At 71.0% G+C, this 21,031-nt stretch carries 15 protein-coding genes, 1 tRNA gene and 1 pseudogene; 13 read left to right on the forward strand and 4 right to left on the reverse strand.

Going from position 1 to position 21,031, the window contains the following annotated elements:
• Together E0500_RS35880 and E0500_RS35885 are read left to right on the forward strand one after the other, a co-directional pair.
• Complete coding sequence (locus tag E0500_RS35880) at positions 1 to 636, forward strand: hypothetical protein (RefSeq protein ID WP_131570455.1); 636 nt, start codon at positions 1 to 3, stop codon at positions 634 to 636.
• 138 nt (positions 637 to 774) lie between these two features.
• Positions 775 to 3,525 (forward strand): Tat pathway signal sequence domain protein, encoded by a 2,751-nt coding sequence (locus E0500_RS35885; RefSeq protein ID WP_131570456.1) that lies wholly within the window; start codon positions 775 to 777, stop codon positions 3,523 to 3,525.
• Between the two features lie 42 nt (positions 3,526 to 3,567).
• Here E0500_RS35885 and E0500_RS35890 read toward each other — a convergent pair whose 3' ends face one another.
• Positions 3,568 to 6,033, reverse strand: coding sequence for an SCO7613 C-terminal domain-containing membrane protein (locus tag E0500_RS35890; protein WP_131570458.1), 2,466 nt, complete (start codon positions 6,031 to 6,033; stop codon positions 3,568 to 3,570).
• A 102-nt stretch (positions 6,034 to 6,135) separates the two neighbouring features.
• Between E0500_RS35890 and E0500_RS35895 the strand changes: the two genes are divergently transcribed.
• Together E0500_RS35895 and E0500_RS35900 are read left to right on the forward strand one after the other, a co-directional pair.
• Entirely contained in the window at positions 6,136 to 6,642 is a 507-nt protein-coding gene (locus E0500_RS35895) for an SRPBCC family protein (protein WP_181587347.1), read from the forward strand.
• A tRNA-Val gene (locus tag E0500_RS35900) sits at positions 6,633 to 6,704 on the forward strand. Before E0500_RS35895 ends, E0500_RS35900 begins: the two co-directional genes overlap by 10 nt.
• A gap of 137 nt (positions 6,705 to 6,841) precedes the next feature.
• On the opposite strand, the gene E0500_RS35905 is transcribed toward E0500_RS35900, so the two are convergent.
• On the reverse strand, positions 6,842 to 7,567 hold the full coding sequence (locus tag E0500_RS35905) for a 3'-5' exonuclease (protein ID WP_131570462.1): 726 nt from the start codon (positions 7,565 to 7,567) through the stop codon (positions 6,842 to 6,844).
• Positions 7,568 to 7,736: 169 nt separating this feature from the next.
• On the opposite strand from E0500_RS35905, the pseudogene E0500_RS35910 reads away from it, so the two are divergent.
• The 4 genes and pseudogenes from E0500_RS35910 to E0500_RS35925 all read left to right on the forward strand — a co-directional run bounded on the left by E0500_RS35910 (position 7,737) and on the right by E0500_RS35925 (position 12,341).
• Positions 7,737 to 8,356: pseudogene (locus E0500_RS35910) on the forward strand (DUF4365 domain-containing protein).
• Entirely contained in the window at positions 8,353 to 9,579 is a 1,227-nt protein-coding gene (locus tag E0500_RS35915; protein WP_131564734.1) for a hypothetical protein, read from the forward strand. Before E0500_RS35910 ends, E0500_RS35915 begins: the two are co-directional and overlap by 4 nt.
• Positions 9,580 to 9,684: 105 nt before the next feature.
• Entirely contained in the window at positions 9,685 to 11,661 is a 1,977-nt protein-coding gene (thrS, locus tag E0500_RS35920) for a threonine--tRNA ligase (RefSeq protein ID WP_131564732.1), read from the forward strand.
• Positions 11,662 to 11,780: 119 nt separating this feature from the next.
• Complete coding sequence (locus E0500_RS35925) at positions 11,781 to 12,341, forward strand: HIT domain-containing protein (RefSeq protein ID WP_131564730.1); 561 nt, start codon at positions 11,781 to 11,783, stop codon at positions 12,339 to 12,341.
• A 129-nt stretch (positions 12,342 to 12,470) separates the two neighbouring features.
• Here the strand turns inward: E0500_RS35925 and E0500_RS35930 are convergent, their stop codons facing one another.
• Together E0500_RS35930 and E0500_RS35935 are read right to left on the reverse strand one after the other, a co-directional pair.
• Positions 12,471 to 14,144, reverse strand: coding sequence for a hypothetical protein (locus E0500_RS35930; protein WP_131564728.1), 1,674 nt, complete (start codon positions 14,142 to 14,144; stop codon positions 12,471 to 12,473).
• Between the two features lie 334 nt (positions 14,145 to 14,478).
• Entirely contained in the window at positions 14,479 to 16,674 is a 2,196-nt protein-coding gene (locus E0500_RS35935; RefSeq protein WP_131564726.1) for an elongation factor G-like protein EF-G2, read from the reverse strand.
• Positions 16,675 to 16,981: 307 nt separating this feature from the next.
• Between E0500_RS35935 and pgsA the strand changes: the two genes are divergently transcribed.
• The 5 genes from pgsA (at position 16,982) to E0500_RS35960 (ending at position 20,899) form a co-directional block, all read left to right on the forward strand.
• Complete coding sequence (gene pgsA, locus E0500_RS35940) at positions 16,982 to 17,671, forward strand: phosphatidylinositol phosphate synthase (protein ID WP_131564724.1); 690 nt, start codon at positions 16,982 to 16,984, stop codon at positions 17,669 to 17,671.
• Complete coding sequence (locus E0500_RS35945) at positions 17,668 to 18,618, forward strand: phosphatidylinositol mannoside acyltransferase (RefSeq protein ID WP_131564723.1); 951 nt, start codon at positions 17,668 to 17,670, stop codon at positions 18,616 to 18,618. The genes pgsA and E0500_RS35945 overlap by 4 nt, the downstream gene beginning before the upstream one ends.
• Positions 18,615 to 19,775 (forward strand): glycosyltransferase family 4 protein, encoded by a 1,161-nt coding sequence (locus E0500_RS35950; protein WP_131564721.1) that lies wholly within the window; start codon positions 18,615 to 18,617, stop codon positions 19,773 to 19,775. Before E0500_RS35945 ends, E0500_RS35950 begins: the two co-directional genes overlap by 4 nt.
• Positions 19,776 to 19,885: 110 nt before the next feature.
• Positions 19,886 to 20,038 (forward strand): hypothetical protein, encoded by a 153-nt coding sequence (locus E0500_RS35955; RefSeq protein ID WP_165935039.1) that lies wholly within the window; start codon positions 19,886 to 19,888, stop codon positions 20,036 to 20,038.
• A gap of 315 nt (positions 20,039 to 20,353) precedes the next feature.
• Entirely contained in the window at positions 20,354 to 20,899 is a 546-nt protein-coding gene (locus E0500_RS35960) for a hypothetical protein (protein ID WP_131564719.1), read from the forward strand.
• Positions 20,900 to 21,031: the final 132 nt, after the last annotated feature.

The following is a 21,031-nucleotide window of genomic DNA, read 5'->3' on the forward strand; positions in this document are numbered from 1 at the left end:
ATGGTCCCGGCATCCACGAAGACCTCCACCGAGGCCAAGGCGAAGGCCAAGGCCAAGAAATCCACGGCACGGGGTGAGTCCGTGCTCGCCGAGCGGTTCGCGCTGTTCGCCGAGTGTCTGCTGACCGGCGTGTGGATCGCGGTGGCCTCGCTGCCGCTCGTCACCTACCCCGCCGCGTTCGCCGCCGGGGCGCGGCATCTGCGGCGGCGCATCGCGCATGAGGGCGGCGGCTGGCGGGAGTTCGTGGCGGACTTCCGGTCGGCCGTGCGCGGTGGGTGGGCCGCCGGACTCCTGGGCTGGGCCACCGCGGCCGCGGTCTGGGTGGACGTCCAGGCCGTACGGGCCGGGCTCCCCGGCGGGCCGCTCGTGGGTGCCGTCGGTGTGTTCGCGCTGATCGGCATCACCGTCGCCGGGTTGCGTGCGACGGCGGTGTGGCAGCCCGCCGTCTCCTGGCGGACGCTGCTCGCGGACGCGGGGCGGCGGACCGTGCTCGACCCCGCCGGATCCTTCCTGCTCGTCGGCGGACTGGCCGTGGTGGCCGGCTCCGCCTGGTTCGCCGCGCCGCTGGCGCTACCGGTACTCGGGGCCGTCGCGGCGGCGGCCGTCGCCGTGGAGGAGCGGTACCAGCGCCGCTGAAAGCCGGATCTCAGCGGGCGCGCCGAGCGGCGCGCCCGTACGGGGGACGGCGTCCGCGCGGCGTCCGCGCCGTCGCCCCATCTGTCATGCCCCTGCCCGACCGAGGCTTCCCGCACGGAAAGGAAAGGCTGAACTCTGATGTCTCCCATCCCCCGCAGGTCCCTTCTCAAGGCGGCCGCAGTCGCCGGAGCCGCCGCCCAGTTCAGCTGGGCACTCGGCACGAACGCACAGGCCGCCACCAGATCCGGGGCAGAGGCCGCGGACGCGGACCCCGTGACCCTGGACTGGCTGGAGGACGGCGGACTGGGCACCGCGCCCGGGTCGACCGTGGGTGTGCCCTGGCCCAAGGGCACCTACGAGAAGGAACAGTCGTTCTCCTTGACGAACGCGGACGGCAAGGAGATCCCCGTCCAGTCCTGGCCCATCGGTTACTGGCCCGACGGCTCCCTGAAGTGGACCGCCCACGCGGTCGGCGCGGGCGCCGGCTCCGGGAAACTCACCCTCACCGCGGGCACCCCCACCGCCCCCGAGAAGAAGGTCACCGTCAAACGGAGCGGCGGCACCATCGACGTGTCGACCGGCGTCATCACCGCGAAGATCGGCACGAGCGGCTCCACGCTCGTGAAGTCGGTCCTGCGCGGTGCGACGGAGATCGCCGGCACCGGCCGCCTGGTCCTCCTGCGCCAGCCCGAGATCGAGGACGGCGACCAGGGCACGGAGAAGTACGAGCGGTTCGAGAGCGTCATCGGCGAGGCCGAGGTCGAGCAGGACGGTCCGGTCCGTGCGGTCGTCCGCATCGACGGCAAGCACCGCAAGGGCGACCGCAGTTGGCTGCCCTTCTCGGTCCGGCTCTACTTCTACGCGGGCGCCGAGTCGTTCCGCATGGTGCACACCATCACGTACGACGGCGACCAGGAGCCCGGCAAGGCCGGCGGCGACTTCATCCGCGGCATCGGCGTGCGGTTCAAGGTGCCGATGCGCGACGCCGCGTACGACCGGCACATCCGCATCGGCGGCGAGGGCACCGGTCTGCTGCGCGAGGCCGTCAAGGGCATCACGGGCCTACGCCGCGACCCCGGAGAGGCCGTGCGCACGGCCCAGTTCGAGGGCAGGAAACTGCCCGACCCGTCCACCTGGGACCAGCGGGTCACCACCCGGCTCCAGTACATCCCCGAGTGGGGCGACTTCACGCTCTCCCAGCTCTCCGCCGACGGCTTCACGGTCCGCAAGCGCACCAAGAAGGGCCACGGCTGGATCGGCGCGGGCGGCGGCCGGCGGGCGAACGGCTTCGGATACGTGGGCGGCGCGAGCGGCGGGTTCGCCTTCGGTCTCAGGGACTTCTGGGAGAAGTTCCCCGCCCAGCTCGACATCCGGGGCGCCCACACCGACACGGCCGAGGTCACCCTCTGGCTCTGGTCACCCGAGGCGCAGCCCATGGACCTGCGCTTCTACCACGACGGCATGGGCCAGGACACGTACCCCGAACAGCTCGAAGGCCTCAACATCACCTACGAGGACTACGAACCCGAGTTCGGCACCCCCTACGGCATCGCCCGCACCAGCGAACTCCTCTTCTGGGCCCACGAGTCCACGCCCAGCGCCGAGGCCCTGGCCCAGCAAGTGGCGGCCGTGCGCACGCCCCCGCAGCTCGCCGCCCCGCCCCAGCAGCTCGTCAAGGCGGGCGTCTTCGGCAGGCTCTTCTCCGAGCCGGACCGCTCCACCGCCGCCAAGGCGAAGATCGAAAACCATCTCGACTTCCTCTTCACCTACTACAAGGACCAGGTGGAGCAGCGCCGTTGGTACGGCTTCTGGGACTACGGCGACATCATGCACAGCTACGACCCCAGCCGCCACCAGTGGTGCTACGACGTCGGTGGCTACGCCTGGGACAACTCCGAGCTCTCGCCCGACCTGTGGCTCTGGTTCGCGTACATGCGCTCCGGCCGCGCCGACATCTTCCGCTTCGCCGAGGCCATGACCCGGCACACCGGCGAGGTCGACGTCTACCACCTCGGTAAATGGGCCGGGCTCGGCACCCGTCACGGAGTCCAGCACTACGCGGACAGCGCCAAGCAGCAGCGCATCGCCAACACCACCTACCGCCGCTACTACTACTTCCTCACCGCCGACGAACGCGTCGGCGACCTCATGCACGCCAACGTCGACTCCGACGAGACGTTCCTCGTCCTCGACCCCATCCGCAAGATCCGCACCGAGCCCTACACCCCCGACCGCAACGCCCTCTCCATCGGCTTCGGCACCGACTGGAGCGGCCTGGTCTCCGCCTGGCTCACCGAGTGGGAACGCCGCGGACCCAAGTGGGAGAAGGCCAAGGCACGTGTCCTGTCCACCATGGAGACCATCGCCGCCCAGCCCAACGGCTTCGTCCAGGGCAGCGCGCTGTACGACCTGGACACCGGCAAGTTCGCCATCGACAAGGAGGCCAAGGTCAGCGTCTCCCACCTCTCGTCCATGTTCGGCCTGGTCGAGATGTGCGCCGAACTCATCGACCAGATCGACATGCCGGAGTTCAAGGAGGCGTGGATCGACTACTGCCGCTACTTCAACGCCACGAAGGCCGAGCAGAAGGCCCGCTACGGCTCCGACTTCGGCTCCCTGCTGCTCTTCCAGGGCCACTCACGTCAGGACGCGTACGCCGCCGTCCAGGCCGGCGACGAGAAGCTGGCGGCCCGTGCGTGGCGCCAGTTCTACAACAGCGCCGACACCTGGGACTACAAGGAGTCCACGGACTGGTCCACGAAGAAGATCGAGGGCCCGACGGCGTTGGTGCCCGGCAGTGAGGCGGCGTGGGTGTCGACCAACGCCACCGCACTGTACGGGCTGGCGGCGATCCAGAACCTCGCACTGGTGGGCGACAAGATGCCGTAACCCGCGCTCCGCGGGGGCGCGGAGTCACGGACCACGCGCCCCCTAGCGGAAGCGCCCCAGCACCTCCCGCACTCGTCGTGCGTCCCGCAGCCGCTGCTCGTACGTGGCACCCAGTGCGAGCAGCGCCAGACCGGCGAGTGCGGGAGGTACCCAACGGGGCAGCGCGCCGACGACCTGGGCGATGTACGGGGCGAGCTCGTGCAGGGCGACCAGGGCGAGCACGGTGCCGCCGAGGACGAGCGGTGCCTGGAGGTGGTGCCGTGCGCCGAGGAGGGTGACGGCGAGTGCCGCCGCGCCCAGCAGCAGCGGGCGCGGCCAGTCCGGGTCGCCCCACGCCGCGAGCAGGCTCGGCACAAGGGTGACGGCCAGCCCCGGACCGTACGCCGTCCAGGACGAGACCTGCGCGTCGCGTCGCCGGCGCACGACTCCGAGCACCAGCGCGGGGACGGTCACGGGCAGCGTGTACGCCTCCGGGGTGCCCACGCCCCAGGACGCCAGACGGACCCAGGCGGCCAGGAGGAACAGGGCGGCGGCCACGTACCCTATGTGCCGCCGGTCCGGGCGCAGCGCGGTGCCCGAGGCGATGACTCCAGCGAGGCCGAGCACCAGGGCCAGTACCGGCGGGTCGGCGAACGCCAGCCCGATGGCGAGGACGCCCGCGGCAGCGCCGGTCACCTCGACGGGCACGGTCATGGGGGAGCCCTCCAGACGGGCCGCGACGACGGCCGCGATGACCGGGACGGCGAGGACGAGCAGCGCGGTGTGCTGCGGCTGCCAGGCCGCTGCCGAGCCGATCGCCCAGGTGAGGGCCGTGGCATACGTCAGTGCGGCGGGCGCGCAGCACACCCCCGACTCGCGGTGCCAGGCAGCCGCCGCCGCGAACACGACCACCAGCGCCGCGAGCACGACGAGCGTCGCCGTCCGGGAGGCAAGGGCGACGCAGGCGAGGCTGAGGGAGGTGACCAGGGCCAGGACCATGACGGTGGCGGGCAGCGGGGACCGCATGGGCGTGGAGCCCTCGTCCGGCTCCTCGGGTTCCGTCGGCCGGGGCGCTGCCCACGCGAACGCCAGCACGGCCACGACCACGAGTCCCTGCACCACCATCCCCACGGCGTACGGGAGTTTCAGTACCGCCGGGACCGCGAACACCGCCGCCACCCCCAGCACGAGGGCAACCGTCAACGCCTGCACCCGCCACGCAGCGCCCCGGCCGGCGAGAACCAGCACTCCGGCCACGACGGCGAGCACGAGCGGTCCGGTGGCCGAGTGAGCGGGCCACGGCAGGTCCGTCGTGACCGCCGTCCGGGCATCCGCCGGTGCTGTGGACCAGATCCGCTCCACCCAGCCGAGCGGCCCTACGACCGCGAGCGCGACGAGGGGCAGGGTCCAGGACACCGCGAGCGCCTGCACGCAGGCGGACGCCGCGACCAGTCCGCGCCGTACGGGGTCGGGAAGGCGCATGCGTACGACGGCGAGCAGCGCGACCCCGCACATCAGACAGCCCGGAACCGTCCACTCACCGGGCAGCGACACCCTCAGCACCCCGCCTACCGCGGCGACCAGGAGCAGGCCGCCGGTCAGGGCCGTACCGAGGGCGAGCTTCGGCTCCGGGGCGTGCCAGGCGGCGGTCAGTGCGATCACCGCGGCGAGGGCGAGGACCCCCGCCGCACGGGTGGCGGAGCTCGGGTCGGATGCACTCCAGGAGAGCCATCCGGCCGCCAGAACACCCCAGGCCCCCATGCAGATCGCGGCGACCGCGGCGGCGATCCGCACCGGCTTCAGGGACACCAGGAGTGCGACAGCCGTGTCGGCAGCGGCGGTCGCCAGCACGGCCGCCGTGACCGTGAGCGGACCCGCGTCCACCGCCAACGCCCAGAGCAGCAGGGGAAGTTGGGCGGCGAGCAGCGCAAGCGGGAGGGGCAGCCGAAGCGGGACGGAACCGGTATGCGCCCCGTGGGGCTCCTCGCCCTCGACCCTCCCGGCAGGTTCCGTGGGCGCCAGCACGCCGATCCCCACGCCGTACGCCGCCCACACCCCGGCCAGCACCGCCGACGCCGCGGCCGCGTAGCCGGTGCCCTGCACCTCGGTGAACGCGACCTCGTGCAGCGCGTACGCGTCCAGCACCGTCAGCGCCAGCCCGAGGCCCGCCACCGCCTCCGCGGTCGAGCGCAGCCCGCGCCGGAGCAGCGGCACGGGCACGCCCAGGGCCGCCAGCGTGACCGCGCCGAGCACCAGCGCCCGCCCGGCGATCCCCATGTGCCCCCAGCTGACCAGCGTGAACGCGATCGCGGCGACCGTCAGGAGGATGCCACCGAGGACCAGCAGCACGTTCTGGACGCTGGGCGCCGTCGCCTCGGTCCTCCGTACGGGCGGCGCGGGCGGTGCCGCGTACAGCGTGTTGATCAGCCAGGCCCGGCGCGCCAGCAACACGGCGCGGCGGGCGTCGAGTTGGCGCAGCTCGGCGTCGAGGAACCGCAGCTCCTCGGCCGGGGGCGGAAAGTTCGTCATGCCGAGGAGTGTGGGGCGCGTCACATGGCACGGCATGAGTGCGCGTACTCAGAAGGTACTCAGATACCGCACGGCGCCCCTTCCCGTGGGCACACTCTGACCATGGACTGGAGCCACTACCGCTTCCGCACCCTGTGGGCCCTGCCCGTGCCGCCCGCCACCGTGTACAAGGTGCTGGAGCGGGCCGAGGACTACCCCCGGTGGTGGCCCCAGGTGCGCGAGGTGACCCGCCTCGACGACACGTCCGGTCTGCTGCGGATCCGGTCCGTCCTGCCGTACGACCTGAGGTTTGCCGTCCGGGAGGTGCGGCGCGATCCGGCTGCCGGACTGCTGGAGATCGAGATGACCGGTGACCTCGACGGCTGGGCGCGGTGGACCCTCACGCTCGCCGGGACCGGCACCCTCGCCCGCTATGACCAGGAGGTCCATGTGACCAAGCCCCTGATGAGGCGGCTCGCCGTGCCCGGTCGGCTCGTCTTCCGCGCCAACCACGCGCTGATGATGCGCGCGGGGAGGCGGGGGCTCCTGGCCTACCTGGGGAGGGGCATGAAGCGGTTTGAACCAAACGCTCGGGGGCCTGTATTGTTCAGTCCGTTCCCGGGCGATTAGCTCAGTGGGAGAGCGCTTCGTTCACACCGAAGAGGTCACTGGTTCGAACCCAGTATCGCCCACGATGTCGATGGCGGCTCGTGCCTGCATACAGCGCAGGCCGAGTCGCCATCGTCGTATTCTGCGCGGCGTCGCCGCGCGCGGCGGGGGCTCCGCCACCCGCACCCCCTCGGCTTGTGGTCGCCCTTCGCTGAGAAGCTCAGGCCGCCGCCGGCAGATCCGGCCGCAGCGGCCACGCCGGATCCACCTCCTCCTCGGTACCGCTGCGCGCGAACCACGCCTGCAGGCCGCGTGCCTGTGCCGCGTGCCACACCGCCTGCAGGGTGTGCAGCTCGGCGGGGGAGAGTCGTTCCAGCCGGGCCGCGAAACGGCGCCCCACCGCCCGTACGACATCCATCGCGGCCAGCGCGTCCGCGCCGGCGTCGTGTGCGCCCTCCAGAGTGACGCCGTAGTGCCCGCACAGGTCGGTCAGGGTGCGGCGGCCCTTGCGGTAGCGGTCCAGATGCTTGTCGAGGACGCGCGGGTCCAGCACGTGCAGGGGCGACGACTCGAACCAGTGGGAGAGGCAGGACGCGCGGTGGCGGCGCAACTCCCTGTCCAGGAGCGTCAGATCGAAGGGAGCGTTCATCACGACGAGCGGCCGGCCCCGCACGGCCTGCTCCGCCAGCTCCTTGGCTATCTCCTCCATCACCGGTGACGGCCAGCGGCCGTTGCGCTGCAGGTGATCCTCCGTCAGTCCGTGTACCGCCGTCGCCGCGGCGGGCACCGGCACACCCGGGTTCACCAGCCATCGCGTCACCCTCGGCCGGGTGCCGGGCGCGTCCTGGACGACGACGGCCGCCGACACGATCCGGTCGGTCTCGACGTCCACGCCCGTGGTCTCCGTGTCGAACGCGGCCAGGGGTCCCTCGTACCAGTACGCCATACGCACACAACTCCTCGTTCACCTTCGGCAGTTGACGCACCGTCTCCTGCCCGATCCGGTGATACCCGGGCTGTTTGCGCCATACGCCGGAAGGAGACAACAGAAGTACGGGTCTTTGCAGTTCAGCGGCCTGTGTCAGACATTCACATTGCTCTGGAAGGCTGTCGCCATGGCGATCGCGCAGCCGGAACAAGGCGGGCTGCGGCCGCAGCGGACCGTCCCCCATCGAGGCACACTCGCCACCACCGCGTGCATGGAGACACTTCAGGTGGGCTATCTGCACGCCGTGGCGGCGGCCGCGGGCTGTTCGCTCTCCCAGCCCTTTCCGGACAACGGCATCGACTGGCACGTCAGCCACAGCGCCCCAGGGCACACCGTCGATGACGAAGTCACCATCAAGGTGCAGCTCAAGCGCACCTACCAGATCCCACCCAACCCGCCCGCCCGTCTCCCACCACCACCTCAACCGAGGCTGCGCCCCCGCCCCGCAGAATTGGCCCCGCCTTCTCCTTCACGCTCGACAACGAGCACCTGGCGAAGCTCGCCCGCACCCCGGTCTCGGTGCACAAGATCCTCGTGGTGATGCTCGTGCCCCGCTCCCAGGACGACTGGCTGCGCGCCAGCCACGACCGCCTGGACCTGCGGCACTGCTGCTACTGGATCAACCTCGCCGGGCACCCGATCACCGGACGGCACAGGACCAACGTGCGCATACCGACCTCGCGCATCTTCGACGACCGTGCGCTCTGCGAGATCATGACGCGGGTCGGAACGGGAGGCAGACCGTGACGCACCGCCCCATCGACGAACCCCTGAGGCCGGTCCGGCCCCATCCCGTCGGCGCCGCCCGGCCCCTGCCACCCGAACCCGGCCGGGTCGACCCGGCGGTCCTCAGCACCCTCCTCCACCGGCACGGCTGGCAGCGACGCGGCGGAGCCGCCGGACGCTACGGCCGCTGGACCCCACCCGGACCGGGCGGCGCCGGTACCAGCCTGCTCGTGCCCGAGAACCGCGCCTTCCCCGACAGCGACGACCTGCTCGGCGAGGCACTCGACGCGCTCTCCCGCAGCGGATCCCCGTCCGCCCGCGACATCCTCCTCGCCCTCTCCGTACCCAGCGACGAGATCCGCTGGTGGCGGGACATCCCGACCGGCCCCGTCGGCGCCGCGCCCTGGACCGTCGAGGACCGGTTGCGCAGCGCCGCCCGCCAGATGCTGCTCGCGGGCGCGCTCGCCACACACGCGCGTGCGGGCTACTACGGTGCCCGGCACCGCCGCCCGGCGGCCGTGTCCCTGGAGGACGTCCTCGTCGGCACCGCTCCCGACGGGCGCCGCATCACCGCCTTCGTCCCCGTCGCCACCGGCCGCCCCCTCGCCGTACGCCTCCACCAGGCGCTGTACGCGGCCCGCGAGGCCGCCGACTACCGGCGCGCCACCGGTGGCATGGACGCCTTCGACAGCGCCGTCGAGGCAGGCGTCAGCCACGAACTCACCGAGTCCCTGGCCGCCCTCGTCCGGGGCACCGAGGGTGCGCGCATCGCCGTCGAATGGGCACCCGCCGCCGGGGTTCCCGAGGGCTGCGCCCCGCATCCCGAGCCCGTCGAGTTCTCCCCGGGTGACCTGCCCGCGCTGCGCGAGGCCGCGTCCCGCTATCTGCGCGAGGAACCCTCGGTGTCCGTGCGCCTCACCGGAGCCGTGGTACGGATGCGCCGCTCGGGGCCACGCGGAGAGGGCACCGTACGCCTGCGCGTGCTCGCCGGGGCCGAGGTGCCGCACGTCCGCATGACACTGGACGAGGAGTCGTACCGGATCGCGGGCCACGCCCATCTCGTCGGGCTGCCCGTCCGCGTACACGGCAGGCTGGAGCGCCGGGGCGGGTTCCGGCGCCTCACCGGCGCTTCGGGGGTCGTCCCCGTGCAGGTCGACGAGGCGGAGCGGGACCGGCTGATGAAGTCGCTGCAGGAGACCGCGGAGACGATGGCCTTCTTCGAGGAGGCGTGCAGCGGGGAGTGAAGCGGGTCGGTGATAACCGTTTCGCAGAGGGCACCCCGGGCTCGGTACGATTCCTGTCTGCGTACGCGGACGCGTGCGCGCTCACCCATCAGGCAGGAGAGACCGGTGTCAGACGTCCGTGTGATCATCCAACGCGATTCCGAGCGGGAAGAGCGCGTGGTGACGACGGGCACTACGGCCGCCGACCTCTTCGCCGGCGAGCGCACCATCGTCGCGGCCCGCGTGGCCGGCGAGCTCAAGGACCTCGCGTACGTGGTGAGGGACGGCGAGACCGTCGAAGGGGTGGAGATCTCCTCCGAGGACGGCCTGAACATCCTGCGGCACTCGACGGCGCACGTGATGGCGCAGGCCGTGCAGGAGCTGTTCCCCGAGGCCAAGCTGGGCATCGGCCCGCCCGTCAAGGACGGCTTCTACTACGACTTCGATGTCGAGACGCCGTTCACGCCCGAGGATCTCAAGGCCGTCGAGAAGAAGATGCAGGAGATCCAGAAGCGCGGCCAGCGCTTCTCGCGGCGCGTCGTCACCGATGAGGCCGCCCGTGAGGAGCTGGCGGACGAGCCGTACAAGCTGGAGCTGATCGGCCTCAAGGGCTCCGCGTCCTCCGACGACGGCGCGGACGTCGAGGTGGGCGCAGGCGAGCTGACCATCTACGACAACCTGGACGCCAAGACCGGCGAGCTGTGCTGGAAGGACCTCTGCCGGGGTCCCCACCTGCCCACCACCCGCACCATCCCGGCGTTCAAGCTGATGCGCAACGCCGCCGCGTACTGGCGCGGCAGCGAGAAGAACCCCATGCTCCAGCGCATCTACGGCACCGCCTGGCCCTCCAAGGACGAACTGAAGGCGCACCTCGACTTCCTCGCCGAGGCCGAGAAGCGCGACCACCGCAAGCTGGGCAACGAGCTGGACCTGTTCTCCATCCCGGACGAGATCGGCTCCGGCCTCGCCGTCTTCCACCCCAAGGGCGGCATCATCCGCCGGGTCATGGAGGACTACTCGCGCCGTCGGCACGAGGAGGAGGGCTACGAGTTCGTCTACACCCCGCACGCCACGAAGGGAAAGCTCTTCGAGGTCTCGGGCCACCTGGACTGGTACGCCGACGGCATGTACCCGCCCATGCAGCTCGACGAGGGCGTGGACTACTACCTCAAGCCCATGAACTGCCCGATGCACAACCTGATCTTCGACGCGCGCGGCCGCTCGTACCGTGAACTGCCGCTGCGCCTCTTCGAGTTCGGGACCGTGTACCGGTACGAGAAGTCGGGTGTCGTGCACGGTCTCACCCGTGCCCGCGGCTTCACCCAGGACGACGCGCACATCTACTGCACCAAGGAGCAGATGGCGGACGAGCTCGAAAAGACGCTCACCTTCGTCCTGAACCTGCTGCGCGACTACGGCCTCACGGACTTCTACCTGGAGCTGTCCACCAAGGACCCGGAGAAGTTCGTCGGCTCGGACGAGGCCTGGGAAGAGGCCACCGAGACCCTCCGCCAGGTCGCCGAGAAGCAGGGCCTCCCGCTGGTCCCGGACCCGGGCGGCGCCGCCTTCTACGGTCCGAAGATCTCCGTCCAGGCCAAGGACGCCATCGGCCGCACCTGGCAGATGTCGACGGTCCAGCTCGACTTCAACCTGCCGGAGCGCTTCGACCTGGAGTACACCGGCCCGGACGGTTCCAAGCAGCGCCCGGTCATGATCCACCGCGCGCTCTTCGGCTCGATCGAGCGGTTCTTCGCGGTGCTCCTTGAGCACTACGCGGGCGCGTTCCCGGCCTGGCTGGCGCCCGTCCAGGCCGTCGGCATCCCGATCGGCGACGCGCACGTGGAGTACCTGGAGAAGTTCGCCGCCGCCGCGAAGCGCAAGGGTCTGCGCGTCGAGGTCGACTCCTCCTCCGACCGTATGCAGAAGAAGATCCGCAACGCCCAGAAGGCGAAGGTGCCCTTCATGGTCATCGCCGGCGACGAGGACATGACCCACGGCGCCGTCTCCTTCCGCTACCGCGACGGCTCGCAGGAGAACGGCATCCCGGTGGACGAGGCGATCGCCAAGATCGTGCAGGTCGTGGAGGACCGCGTCCAGGTCTGACCCTTGAGCACACCCGTACGGAAGGCCCCCGGAGCTCACCGCTCCGGGGGCCTTCCGTCGTGGTTCGCGTCCCACGGTCCTCCCCGCCCCGGCCACACGCTCCGTGCGGGTGAAGCCATATGCTGCACAGCATGACGAGTGAGCCGGAGCAGCAGATCGGAGTGGGGACGCAGGACGCGTTCCAGCGCCTGTGGACGCCCCACCGGATGGCGTACATCCAGGGCGAGAACAAGCCCACCGGTCCGGGGGCCGACGACGGCTGCCCGTTCTGCTCGATCCCGGCCAAGTCCGACGAGGACGGCCTGATCATCAGGCGCGGGGAGCACGTGTACGCGGTGCTCAACCTGTACCCGTACAACGGCGGCCACCTGATGGTCGTGCCCTACCGCCACGTCGCCGACTACACGGACCTCACCACGGCGGAGACCGCCGAACTCGCCGAGCTGACCAAGCAGGCCATGACCGCCCTGCGCACCGCCTCCGGCGCCCACGGCTTCAACATCGGTATGAACCAGGGCGAGGTCGCCGGTGCCGGCATCGCCGCGCACCTCCACCAGCACGTCGTACCCCGCTGGGGCGGCGACACCAACTTCATGCCGGTGGTCGGCCACACGAAGGTGCTGCCGCAGCTCCTGGCCGACACCCGCGACATGCTGGCGCAGGCCTGGCCGGCGAACTGATCTGCCGGGTCCCAGGGCGTGTTTCGAAAGTCCCGCCTGCCCCGCGACTTCGAAGGGCGCGCCTACGGCCCGCGGCACAACCGCGGGCCGTAGGCGCGCCCAGGCACCCGAGCCTGAAGACCGACGGCACTACGCGTCGTACACGTCCGCCTTCCGCGGTGTCGGGTCCTGGACGGCCGTGCTGAGGAACGAGGACCGGGCACCGAACTTCTCGGTGTCCACGCCGTTCTCCGCAAGGACCTTGATCGCCGCCGAGTGCACCACTCGCAGCACGGGCGTCGCCGCGCGCAACGCGTCGTCCGCCATGAACCGGTGCCGCCACGGCTGGTCGGCCCACGCGTGCCGCATCCCGAACGGCTCGGGCAGCGACATGGACCCGCCGAGCCAGTTCAGCAGAGGCGGATACCAGGTCAGCGGTGCCCGCGCGGCGAGCCGCACGACCTCGTCCGTGTCGACCAGCGGGAGCTTCACCTTCCGGGTCTCCCAGAACCTGATCGACTTCTGGACCGACTTCTCCTTCGCGGCAGGCTTGTTGTTGAACAGCCCGTGCACCGGCCCCAGCGCATGTCCGGTCACCTCGATGCGCAGCGTGTGGTGCAGCACGGTCACGTTGATCATCATCGTGATGATCAACTGACCGTCCCAGAGCGTCCACTGCACACCCAGGTAGTGCCGGTTCCCCTTGCCGAACTGCTGCTTGTTGCAGATCTCCTGTATGGCGTGGGTCTTGAACTGGTACGCGTCGACGTCCTCGCCCTCGGGCCGCGACACATCGCCCGCGCCCTCCGCGATCGGACTGACGATCCAGTGCTTGATCGACGGGGCCGGGAAGCCGCCGGTGTTCAGCGGCCCGCGCTCCAGCATGCGCAGTTGGTCATGGATGGACCGGATGACGTCCCAGCTGCGGAACGGGTGGATCTCCTTGTCGGGGTCGGCCGGTAGCAGATCCTCGGCGAGCTGCCAGCTGCCCCAGCGGGTACCCATGCCGAGGATGCCCTTGGGACCGGCGTAGAAGACGAGGTTGGACCGCTGCTCGGCGCTGAGCCGGGCGAGCTCCTTGCGCAGCTGCTCGGCCTTGCTCTCACCCGGACTGCCGGGCACCGCCTCGGGGATCTTGGCCCCGATGCCGCCGCCCGACAGCAGGCCCTCCCAGCGCTCGCGCAGGTCCTTGGCCGTGCGCTCGCAGATCTGCTTGGCCCAGAACCAGCCGACGACGGGCAGCACGAGGCACGCGCGCGCGTACCAGGCCCAGAAGCCGTTCACCGGCATCTGGATCATGACGATCACGGCGAGGACGCCCACGGCCACGAGCAGCGCGGTGGCAAGGGTGCCCGCCCGCTTGTCCTCGCGCTTGGCGACCATCGTCCGGAGCTGGAAGACCAACAGCCAGAGCAGCAGCCCCGGCAGGAACAGCAGGCCGCACAGCACCATCACCGCCGTGAGCCAGTTGTCCCGCTCGCGCCGGATGCGGATCGCCGCGAGGCTGTGCTCGACGACGACCTGTGGCTCCATGCCGAAGGACTGGACGAGTGCCTTGCGGCCGGCGCCGAGCATGCGGTCCCGCACCGCCATCGAGAAGGCCTCGCCGAGGTTGGGCCTGAAGATCGTCGCCCACTTGCGGCCTTCACTGACCTTGGACTTGTGCCACTCGTTGTTCGCTTTGAGGATCTCCGCGACCTCGTTGTCCCGGTAGGCGGCGGACGCCAGCGCGAACGTCGCCGCCGTCTGCCCCGCGGTGCCCGTGAGCGGCACCTGTGCACCGGGAGAGAAATCAAATCCGTCGTCCGCCACCGCCGCCCCCATCGCCACAGCTCCGCTTCTGCGGACTTCCCGACTTCTGTGCTCCGCACACCTGTTGATCAGGTCATCGCCAGGATCGCAGCATGATCGGGCCACAACTCGATCAGGTGATCAGCGTATCCGCACGCACCGACATCCGTCACCGGACTCCGAAAGCCGCGCATCGCAGGGCAGTTGAGCGACCGGTCCGCCATCCGCCCGAATCACGAGTCACGCCGTCCCGAACCACTTCACCCCGAACCACGCCGACCCTGCCCCTCCAGGCGCCCCGAGCCCCGGCCGCCGGGCGGCCCCGGTCGGGGGCTCCGGCGGCCCGTCGGTCGAACTGGTCGAACTGTCAGCCCTCCTTCGCCTGTTCACGGACCTTCTCGGCGATCTGGGGCGGCATCGGCTCGTGCCGGGCGTAGCTGCGGTTGAAGCGCGCGGTGCCGTGGGAGATCGAGCGCAGATCGACGGAGTACCGCCCGATCTCGATCTCCGGCACCTCGGCCCGTACGAGCGTCCGCCCGCCACCGGCCTGCTCGGTGCCGACGACGCGGCCGCGCCGCCCGGACAGGTCGCTCATGACGGGCCCCACATAGTCGTCGCCGACCAGGACAGCCACCTCGGCGACCGGCTCCAGGAGGTGGATCTGCGCGTCGGCCGCCGCCTCGCGCAGCGCCAGCGCACCGGCCGTCTGGAAGGCCGCGTCCGAGGAGTCCACGGAGTGCGCCTTGCCGTCGAGCAGGGTGACCCGTACGTCGATGAGCGGGTAACCGGCCGCGACGCCCCTGGCGGCCTGGGCCCGTACGCCCTTCTCGACGGAGGGGATGAACTGCCGCGGCACGGCGCCGCCGACGACCTTGTCCACGAACTCGATGCCCGAGCCGCCCGGCAGCGGCTCCACCTCGATCTCGCAGATCGCGTACTGCCCGTGCCCGCCGGACTGTTTCACATGACGGCCCCGGCCACCCGACCTGTTCGCGAACGTCTCCCGTAGGGAGACCCTGTGCGGGACCACGTCGACCTGGACGCCGTACCGGCTGCGCAGCCGTTCCAGCGCCACGTCGGCGTGCGCCTCGCCCAGGCACCAGAGCACCACCTGGTGGGTGTCCTGGTTCTGCTCCAGGCGCATGGTGGGATCCTCGGCGACCAGTCGGCCGAGACCCTGGGAGAGCTTGTCCTCGTCCGACTTGCTGTGTGCCTGGATGGCCAGCGGCAACAGGGGGTCCGGCATCTCCCACGGCTCCATGAGCAGCGGGTCGTCCTTCGCGGAGAGCGTGTCGCCGGTCTCCGCGCGGTTCAGTTTCGCCACGCACGCCAGGTCGCCCGCGATGCAGTGCGTCAGGGAGTGCTGCTGTTTGCCGAACGGCCGGGACAGGGCGCCGATCCGCTCGTCCACATCGTGATCCTCGTGGCCGCGGTCCGTGAGCCCGTGCCCGGAGACGTGCACCGTCTCGTCGGCACGCAGGGTGCCCGAGAAGACCCGCACCAGCGACAGCCGGCCCACGTAGGGGTCGCTGGCCGTCTTCACGACCTCGGCGACCAGCGGCCCGTCCGGGTCGCAGGTCCTGACCTCGCGGGGCTTGCCGTCCGGAGTGGTGACCGTCGGCGCCTCGTGCTCCAGTGGGGTCGGGAAGCCGCGGGTGACGAGTTCCAGGAGCTCCACGGTGCCGAGGCCCTGCCGGGAGCCGTCGGCCGCGGGGGCGGCGGCCAGCACGGGGAAGAAGACCCCGCGCGCGACGGCCCGCTCCAGATCCTCCACGAGTGTCTTGAAGTCGACCGTCTCGCCGCCGAGGTAGCGGTCCATGAGGGTCTCGTCCTCGCTCTCGGCGATGATCCCCTCGATCAGCCGGTTGCGGGCCTCCTCGATGACCGGCAGCTCGCCGGAACCCGGCTCGGACTCCTTGCGCTCACCGGACGCGTAGTCGAACAGCTTCTGCGAGAGCAACCCGATCAGGCCCGTCACCGGCGCGTGCCCGTCCGGCCCCTGCGGGCCGTGCAGCGGCAGGTAGAGCGGCAGTACGGCGTCGGGGTCGTCCGCGCCGAAGGCCTCCGCGCAGGTCCGGGTCATCTCGTCGAAGTCGGCCCGCGCCGCTTCGAGGTGGGTGATCACGATGGCGCGCGGCATGCCGACCGCCGCGCACTCCTCCCACACCATCCGCGTCGAGCCGTCCACCCCGTCCGCGGCCGAGACGACGAAGAGGGCCGCGTCCGCCGCTCGCAGACCGGCCCTGAGTTCCCCGACGAAGTCGGCGTATCCGGGAGTGTCCAGAAGGTTGATCTTGATCCCGTCCCATTCGACGGGCACCAGGGAGAGCTGCACCGAGCGCTGCTGCCGGTGCTCGATCTCGTCGTAGTCGGAGACGGTGCCGCCGTCCTCCACGCGGCCCGCCCGGTTCACCGCTCCCGCCGTCAGCGCGAGAGCCTCCACCAGAGTCGTCTTGCCCGATCCGCTGTGGCCGACCAGCACCACATTCCGTACGGACGCGGGGTGGTCGGCCGCCGTAGCCCTGCCGGCGGCTCCGGGGTGCGCGTTCGCCTTGTCGCCCATGATCCTGCCTCCCGTGCACGGTGAGGTCACTGTGGGCGCGGACGTGCGGATCCGCGTGCGGTGGCGGCTCCGATGACGCCCGCGGTTCTTCGAGCTTTCCACTCCCGTCACGGTGCGTCCATACGGCGGACGTGATCGTGCCGCTCGGGGTTCGGTGAACCGGGCGCTACCGTCGCGTGACCAGGCCGCTGCCAGGACGTGACACGGGGCCGCGGGCGCCCGGCCGACGCGCACACTCGCGCGTGACTACGATGGGCCCGCCGGTGGCCAGCAGGGGCCGCGCGGCGCACCGACCCTCGGGAAGGCCATGCTGAACAAGTACGCGCGTGCTTTCTTCACGCGTGTCCTCACACCGTTCGCCGCGTTTCTCATCCGCCGCGGGGTCAGCCCCGACACGGTCACCCTCCTCGGCACCGCCGGAGTGGTCGCGGGCGCGTTGGTCTTCTACCCCCGGGGCGAGTTCTTCTGGGGCACGGTCGTCATCACGCTGTTCGTGTTCTCCGACCTGGTCGACGGCAACATGGCCCGTCAGATGGGCCGTTCCAGCCGCTGGGGAGCCTTCCTGGACTCCACGCTCGACCGCGTCGCCGACGGCGCGATCTTCGGCGGCTTCGCCCTCTGGTACGCCGGGCAGGGCGACGACAACGTGCTGTGCGCGGTCTCGATCTTCTGCCTGGCGAGCGGACAGGTGGTGTCGTACACCAAGGCACGCGGGGAATCGATCGGCCTGCCGGTCGCCGTGAACGGGCTGGTGGAGCGCGCCGAGCGGCTCGTGGTCTCCCTGGTCGCGGCCGGCCTCGCGGGCCTGCACGCGTTCGGCGTGCCCGGCATCCAGTACCTGCTGCCCGTCGCCCTGTGGATCGTCGCCGTCGGCAGCCTCGTCACACTGATCCAGCGCGTCGTCACGGTGCGTCGCGAATCCGCCGAGGCGGAGGCCGCCGAGGCCGCGGCCCGTGACAACGAGAACGCCTCGCGGGGGAGTGGGGCGACGTCGTGAGCAACGTGCGGGAGCGGCTGACGGACGCCCTGTACGGTCTCGGCTGGAGCACGGTCAGGAAACTCCCCGAGTCCGTCGCGGTACGCCTCGGCCGCACCATCGCCGACCTCGCCTGGAAACAGCGCGGCAAGGGCGTACAGCGGCTGGAGAGCAACTACGCGCGCGTGGTGCCGAACGCGTCCCCGGAGCGGCTCGCCGAGCTCTCCCGGGCGGGCATGCGCTCGTACCTGCGCTACTGGATGGAGTCGTTCCGTCTCCCCGCGTGGAGCGCGGAACGGATCAGGCACGGCTTCGAAGCACAGGATCTGCACCACCTCACCGACGGTCTCGCCGCCGGCAGGGGCGTCGTCATAGCGCTGCCGCACCTGGGCAACTGGGACCTCGCGGGAGCCTGGGTCACCACCAAGCTGGAGATGCCCTTCACGACCGTCGCCGAACGTTTGAAGCCCGAGACGCTCTACGACCGCTTCGTCGCCTACCGCGAGGGCCTCGGCATGGAGGTCCTGCCCCACAGCGGCGGCTCCGCGTTCGGCACACTGGCCCGGCGGCTGCGCGACGGCGGCCTGGTCTGCCTGGTCGCCGACCGCGATCTGTCCGCGTCCGGCGTGGAGGTCGACTTCTTCGGCGAGAAGACCCGGATGCCCGCCGGACCGGCCCTCCTCGCCCAGCAGACCGGCGCGCTGTTGCTCCCCGTGACGCTCTGGTACGACGAGTCTCCCGTGATGAAAGGCAGAATCCACCCCTCGATCGCGGTACCCGAGTCAGGTACGCGCGAGGAGAAGACGTCTGTCATGACACAGGCGCTGGCCGATGCCTTCGCCACGGGGATCGCCGACCATCCGGAGGACTGGCACATGCTGCAGCGCCTGTGGCTCGCCGACCTGGATCCCGCCAGGGCTCCCGAGAACCGGGACCCCGCACGGGCTTCCGGGAAGGAGACACCGTGAGGATCGGCATCGTCTGCCCGTACTCCTGGGACGTGCCCGGCGGCGTCCAGTTCCACATCCGCGACCTGGCCGAGCACCTCATCCGCCTCGGCCACGAGGTGTCGGTGCTCGCCCCCGCGGACGACGACACACCGTTGCCGCCGTACGTCGTCTCGGCGGGCCGCGCGGTCCCCGTGCCGTACAACGGTTCGGTGGCCCGCCTCAACTTCGGCTTCCTGTCGGCGGCCCGCGTACGGCGCTGGCTGCACGACGGCACGTTCGACGTGATCCACATCCACGAGCCGGCGTCGCCGTCGCTGGGCCTGCTGGCGTGCTGGGCCGCGCAGGGCCCGATCGTGGCCACCTTCCACACGTCGAACCCGCGCTCCCGGGCGATGGTCGCCGCGTACTCGATCCTCCAGGCCGCCCTGGAGAAGATCAGCGCCCGGATCGCGGTGAGCGAGTACGCCCGGCGCACGCTGGTGGAGCATCTGGGCGGCGACGCCGTCGTCATCCCGAACGGCGTGGACGTCGACTTCTTCGCCGGCGCAGAGCCCAGGCCCGAGTGGCAGGGGGAGACGATCGGGTTCATGGGGCGCATCGACGAGCCCCGCAAGGGCCTGCCCGTGCTCATGAGGGCCCTGCCGAAGATCCTCGCCGAACGCCCGGGGACACGGCTTCTGGTCGCCGGACGCGGGGACGAGGAGGAGGCCGTGGCGAGCCTGCCCAAGGAGATGCGCTCCCGGGTCGAGTTCCTCGGCATGATCAGCGACGAGGACAAGGCGCGCTTCCTGCGCAGCGTGGACGTGTACGTCGCACCGAACACCGGCGGCGAGAGCTTCGGCATCATCCTGGTCGAGGCCATGTCGGCGGGCGCACCCGTCCTCGCGTCCGACCTGGACGCCTTCGCCCAGGTCCTGGACCAGGGGGCGGCGGGGGAGCTGTTCGCCAACGAGGACGCCGACGCGCTGGCCGTCGCCGCCGTGCGGCTGCTCGGCGACTCGAAACGGCGTGAGGAACTGCGCACGCGGGGCAGCGCGCACGTCCGGCGCTTCGACTGGTCGACCGTCGGCGCGGACATCCTGTCCGTGTACGAGACGGTGACCGACGGCGCGGCCGCCGTCGCCGCCGACGAACGCTCAGGTCTGCGCGCGCGGTTCGGGCTGATACGGGACTGAAGGACGGGGCGAGGGCCAACGCCCGCAAGGACTCGTGCTGCGCCCCCGCGCGCGGGGAAGCGAGTTCGGTATCCCAACTCACCGTTCGGGGGCCCCGGGCGGAGGCACGCATGGCACATGGCGCGCATCTACTGCCAGAACGGCGGGGGTTCGGCCTGTACGACGAGGCCGGCAAGACCTGGGCCGCGTTCTCCAAGGAGGGCGTGCCTCAGACCAAGTACAGGCCCAAGCCGTACGACCCGGTGAACAACAAGGGCGGCTAGCAGACGCGCTCTTGGGTATCGGATCCGGCGTCGGCCAGGTGTGACCGCTCGCGACCGGAGGATCGCAGAGCGGAGAGCTACCGGCCAGGCCGTATCCGTCCTCAGGGCGCGTGGGAACGCGAGCCCAACCAGGACCACAGGCACGCCCCACGAGGGCGGCAAGACCTGCTGGAGCCGAAGTGACCAGCTCGTACTGTTCCCCGCACCCAGGACCGTTCGGGGTGCACCCGGCGCCAGACACCTCACACCTGGCCCGGAATACGTTGATTCGGCCAACACCGGCCAACAACGCTAGGAACGGTAGCCTTGCCGCCCGTGACGGCAACCCTGATCTGGATCCTCGTCGGCCTGGTCGTGATCGGCCTCTACCTGAGCTGGACCGCCGGCCGCCTCGACCGGCTGCACGCGCGCATCGACGCCGCCCGTGCCGCCCTGGACGCGCAGCTGTTGCGCCGCGCCTCGGTCGCCCAGGAACTGGCCACCTCAGGGGTTCTCGATCCGGCCGCCTCGATCGTGCTGTACGAGGCGGCCCACGCGGCGCGGCAGGCGCAGGAGGAGCAACGGGAGGTCGCCGAGAGCGAGTTGAGCCAGGCGTTGCGCGCGGTGTTCGCCGAGGCGCAGCAGGTGGAGGCGGTACGGTCGGCGCCGGGCGGCGAGGACGCGGCAAGGGAACTGGCCCAGGCGGTACGGCGCGTCCCCATGGCCCGCCGCTTCCACAACGACACCGTACGTGCCGCCCGCGCTCTCCGCCGTCACCGTAAGGTCCGCTGGTTCCGCCTGGCCGGCCATGCCCCGTTCCCGATGGCCTTCGAAATGGACGACGAGCCCCCCGCAGCGCTGGCGGACCGCGCGGGCGCGTGAGCCGAGGCCGGCGCTGCGCCTCGGCCTCTCAAGCCGGCGACGGGGGCTGCGGGCGTAGCTCCCAGGGATGGGACGGGTAGAGGCGGCGGGGGCTAAAACGATCCACCGCCTCCCCATTGGCCCTTGCAGTGG

It is taken from the genome of Streptomyces sp. KM273126 (assembly GCF_004337435.2).
In the GTDB taxonomy this organism is placed as follows: domain Bacteria; phylum Actinomycetota; class Actinomycetes; order Streptomycetales; family Streptomycetaceae; genus Streptomyces; species Streptomyces acidicola.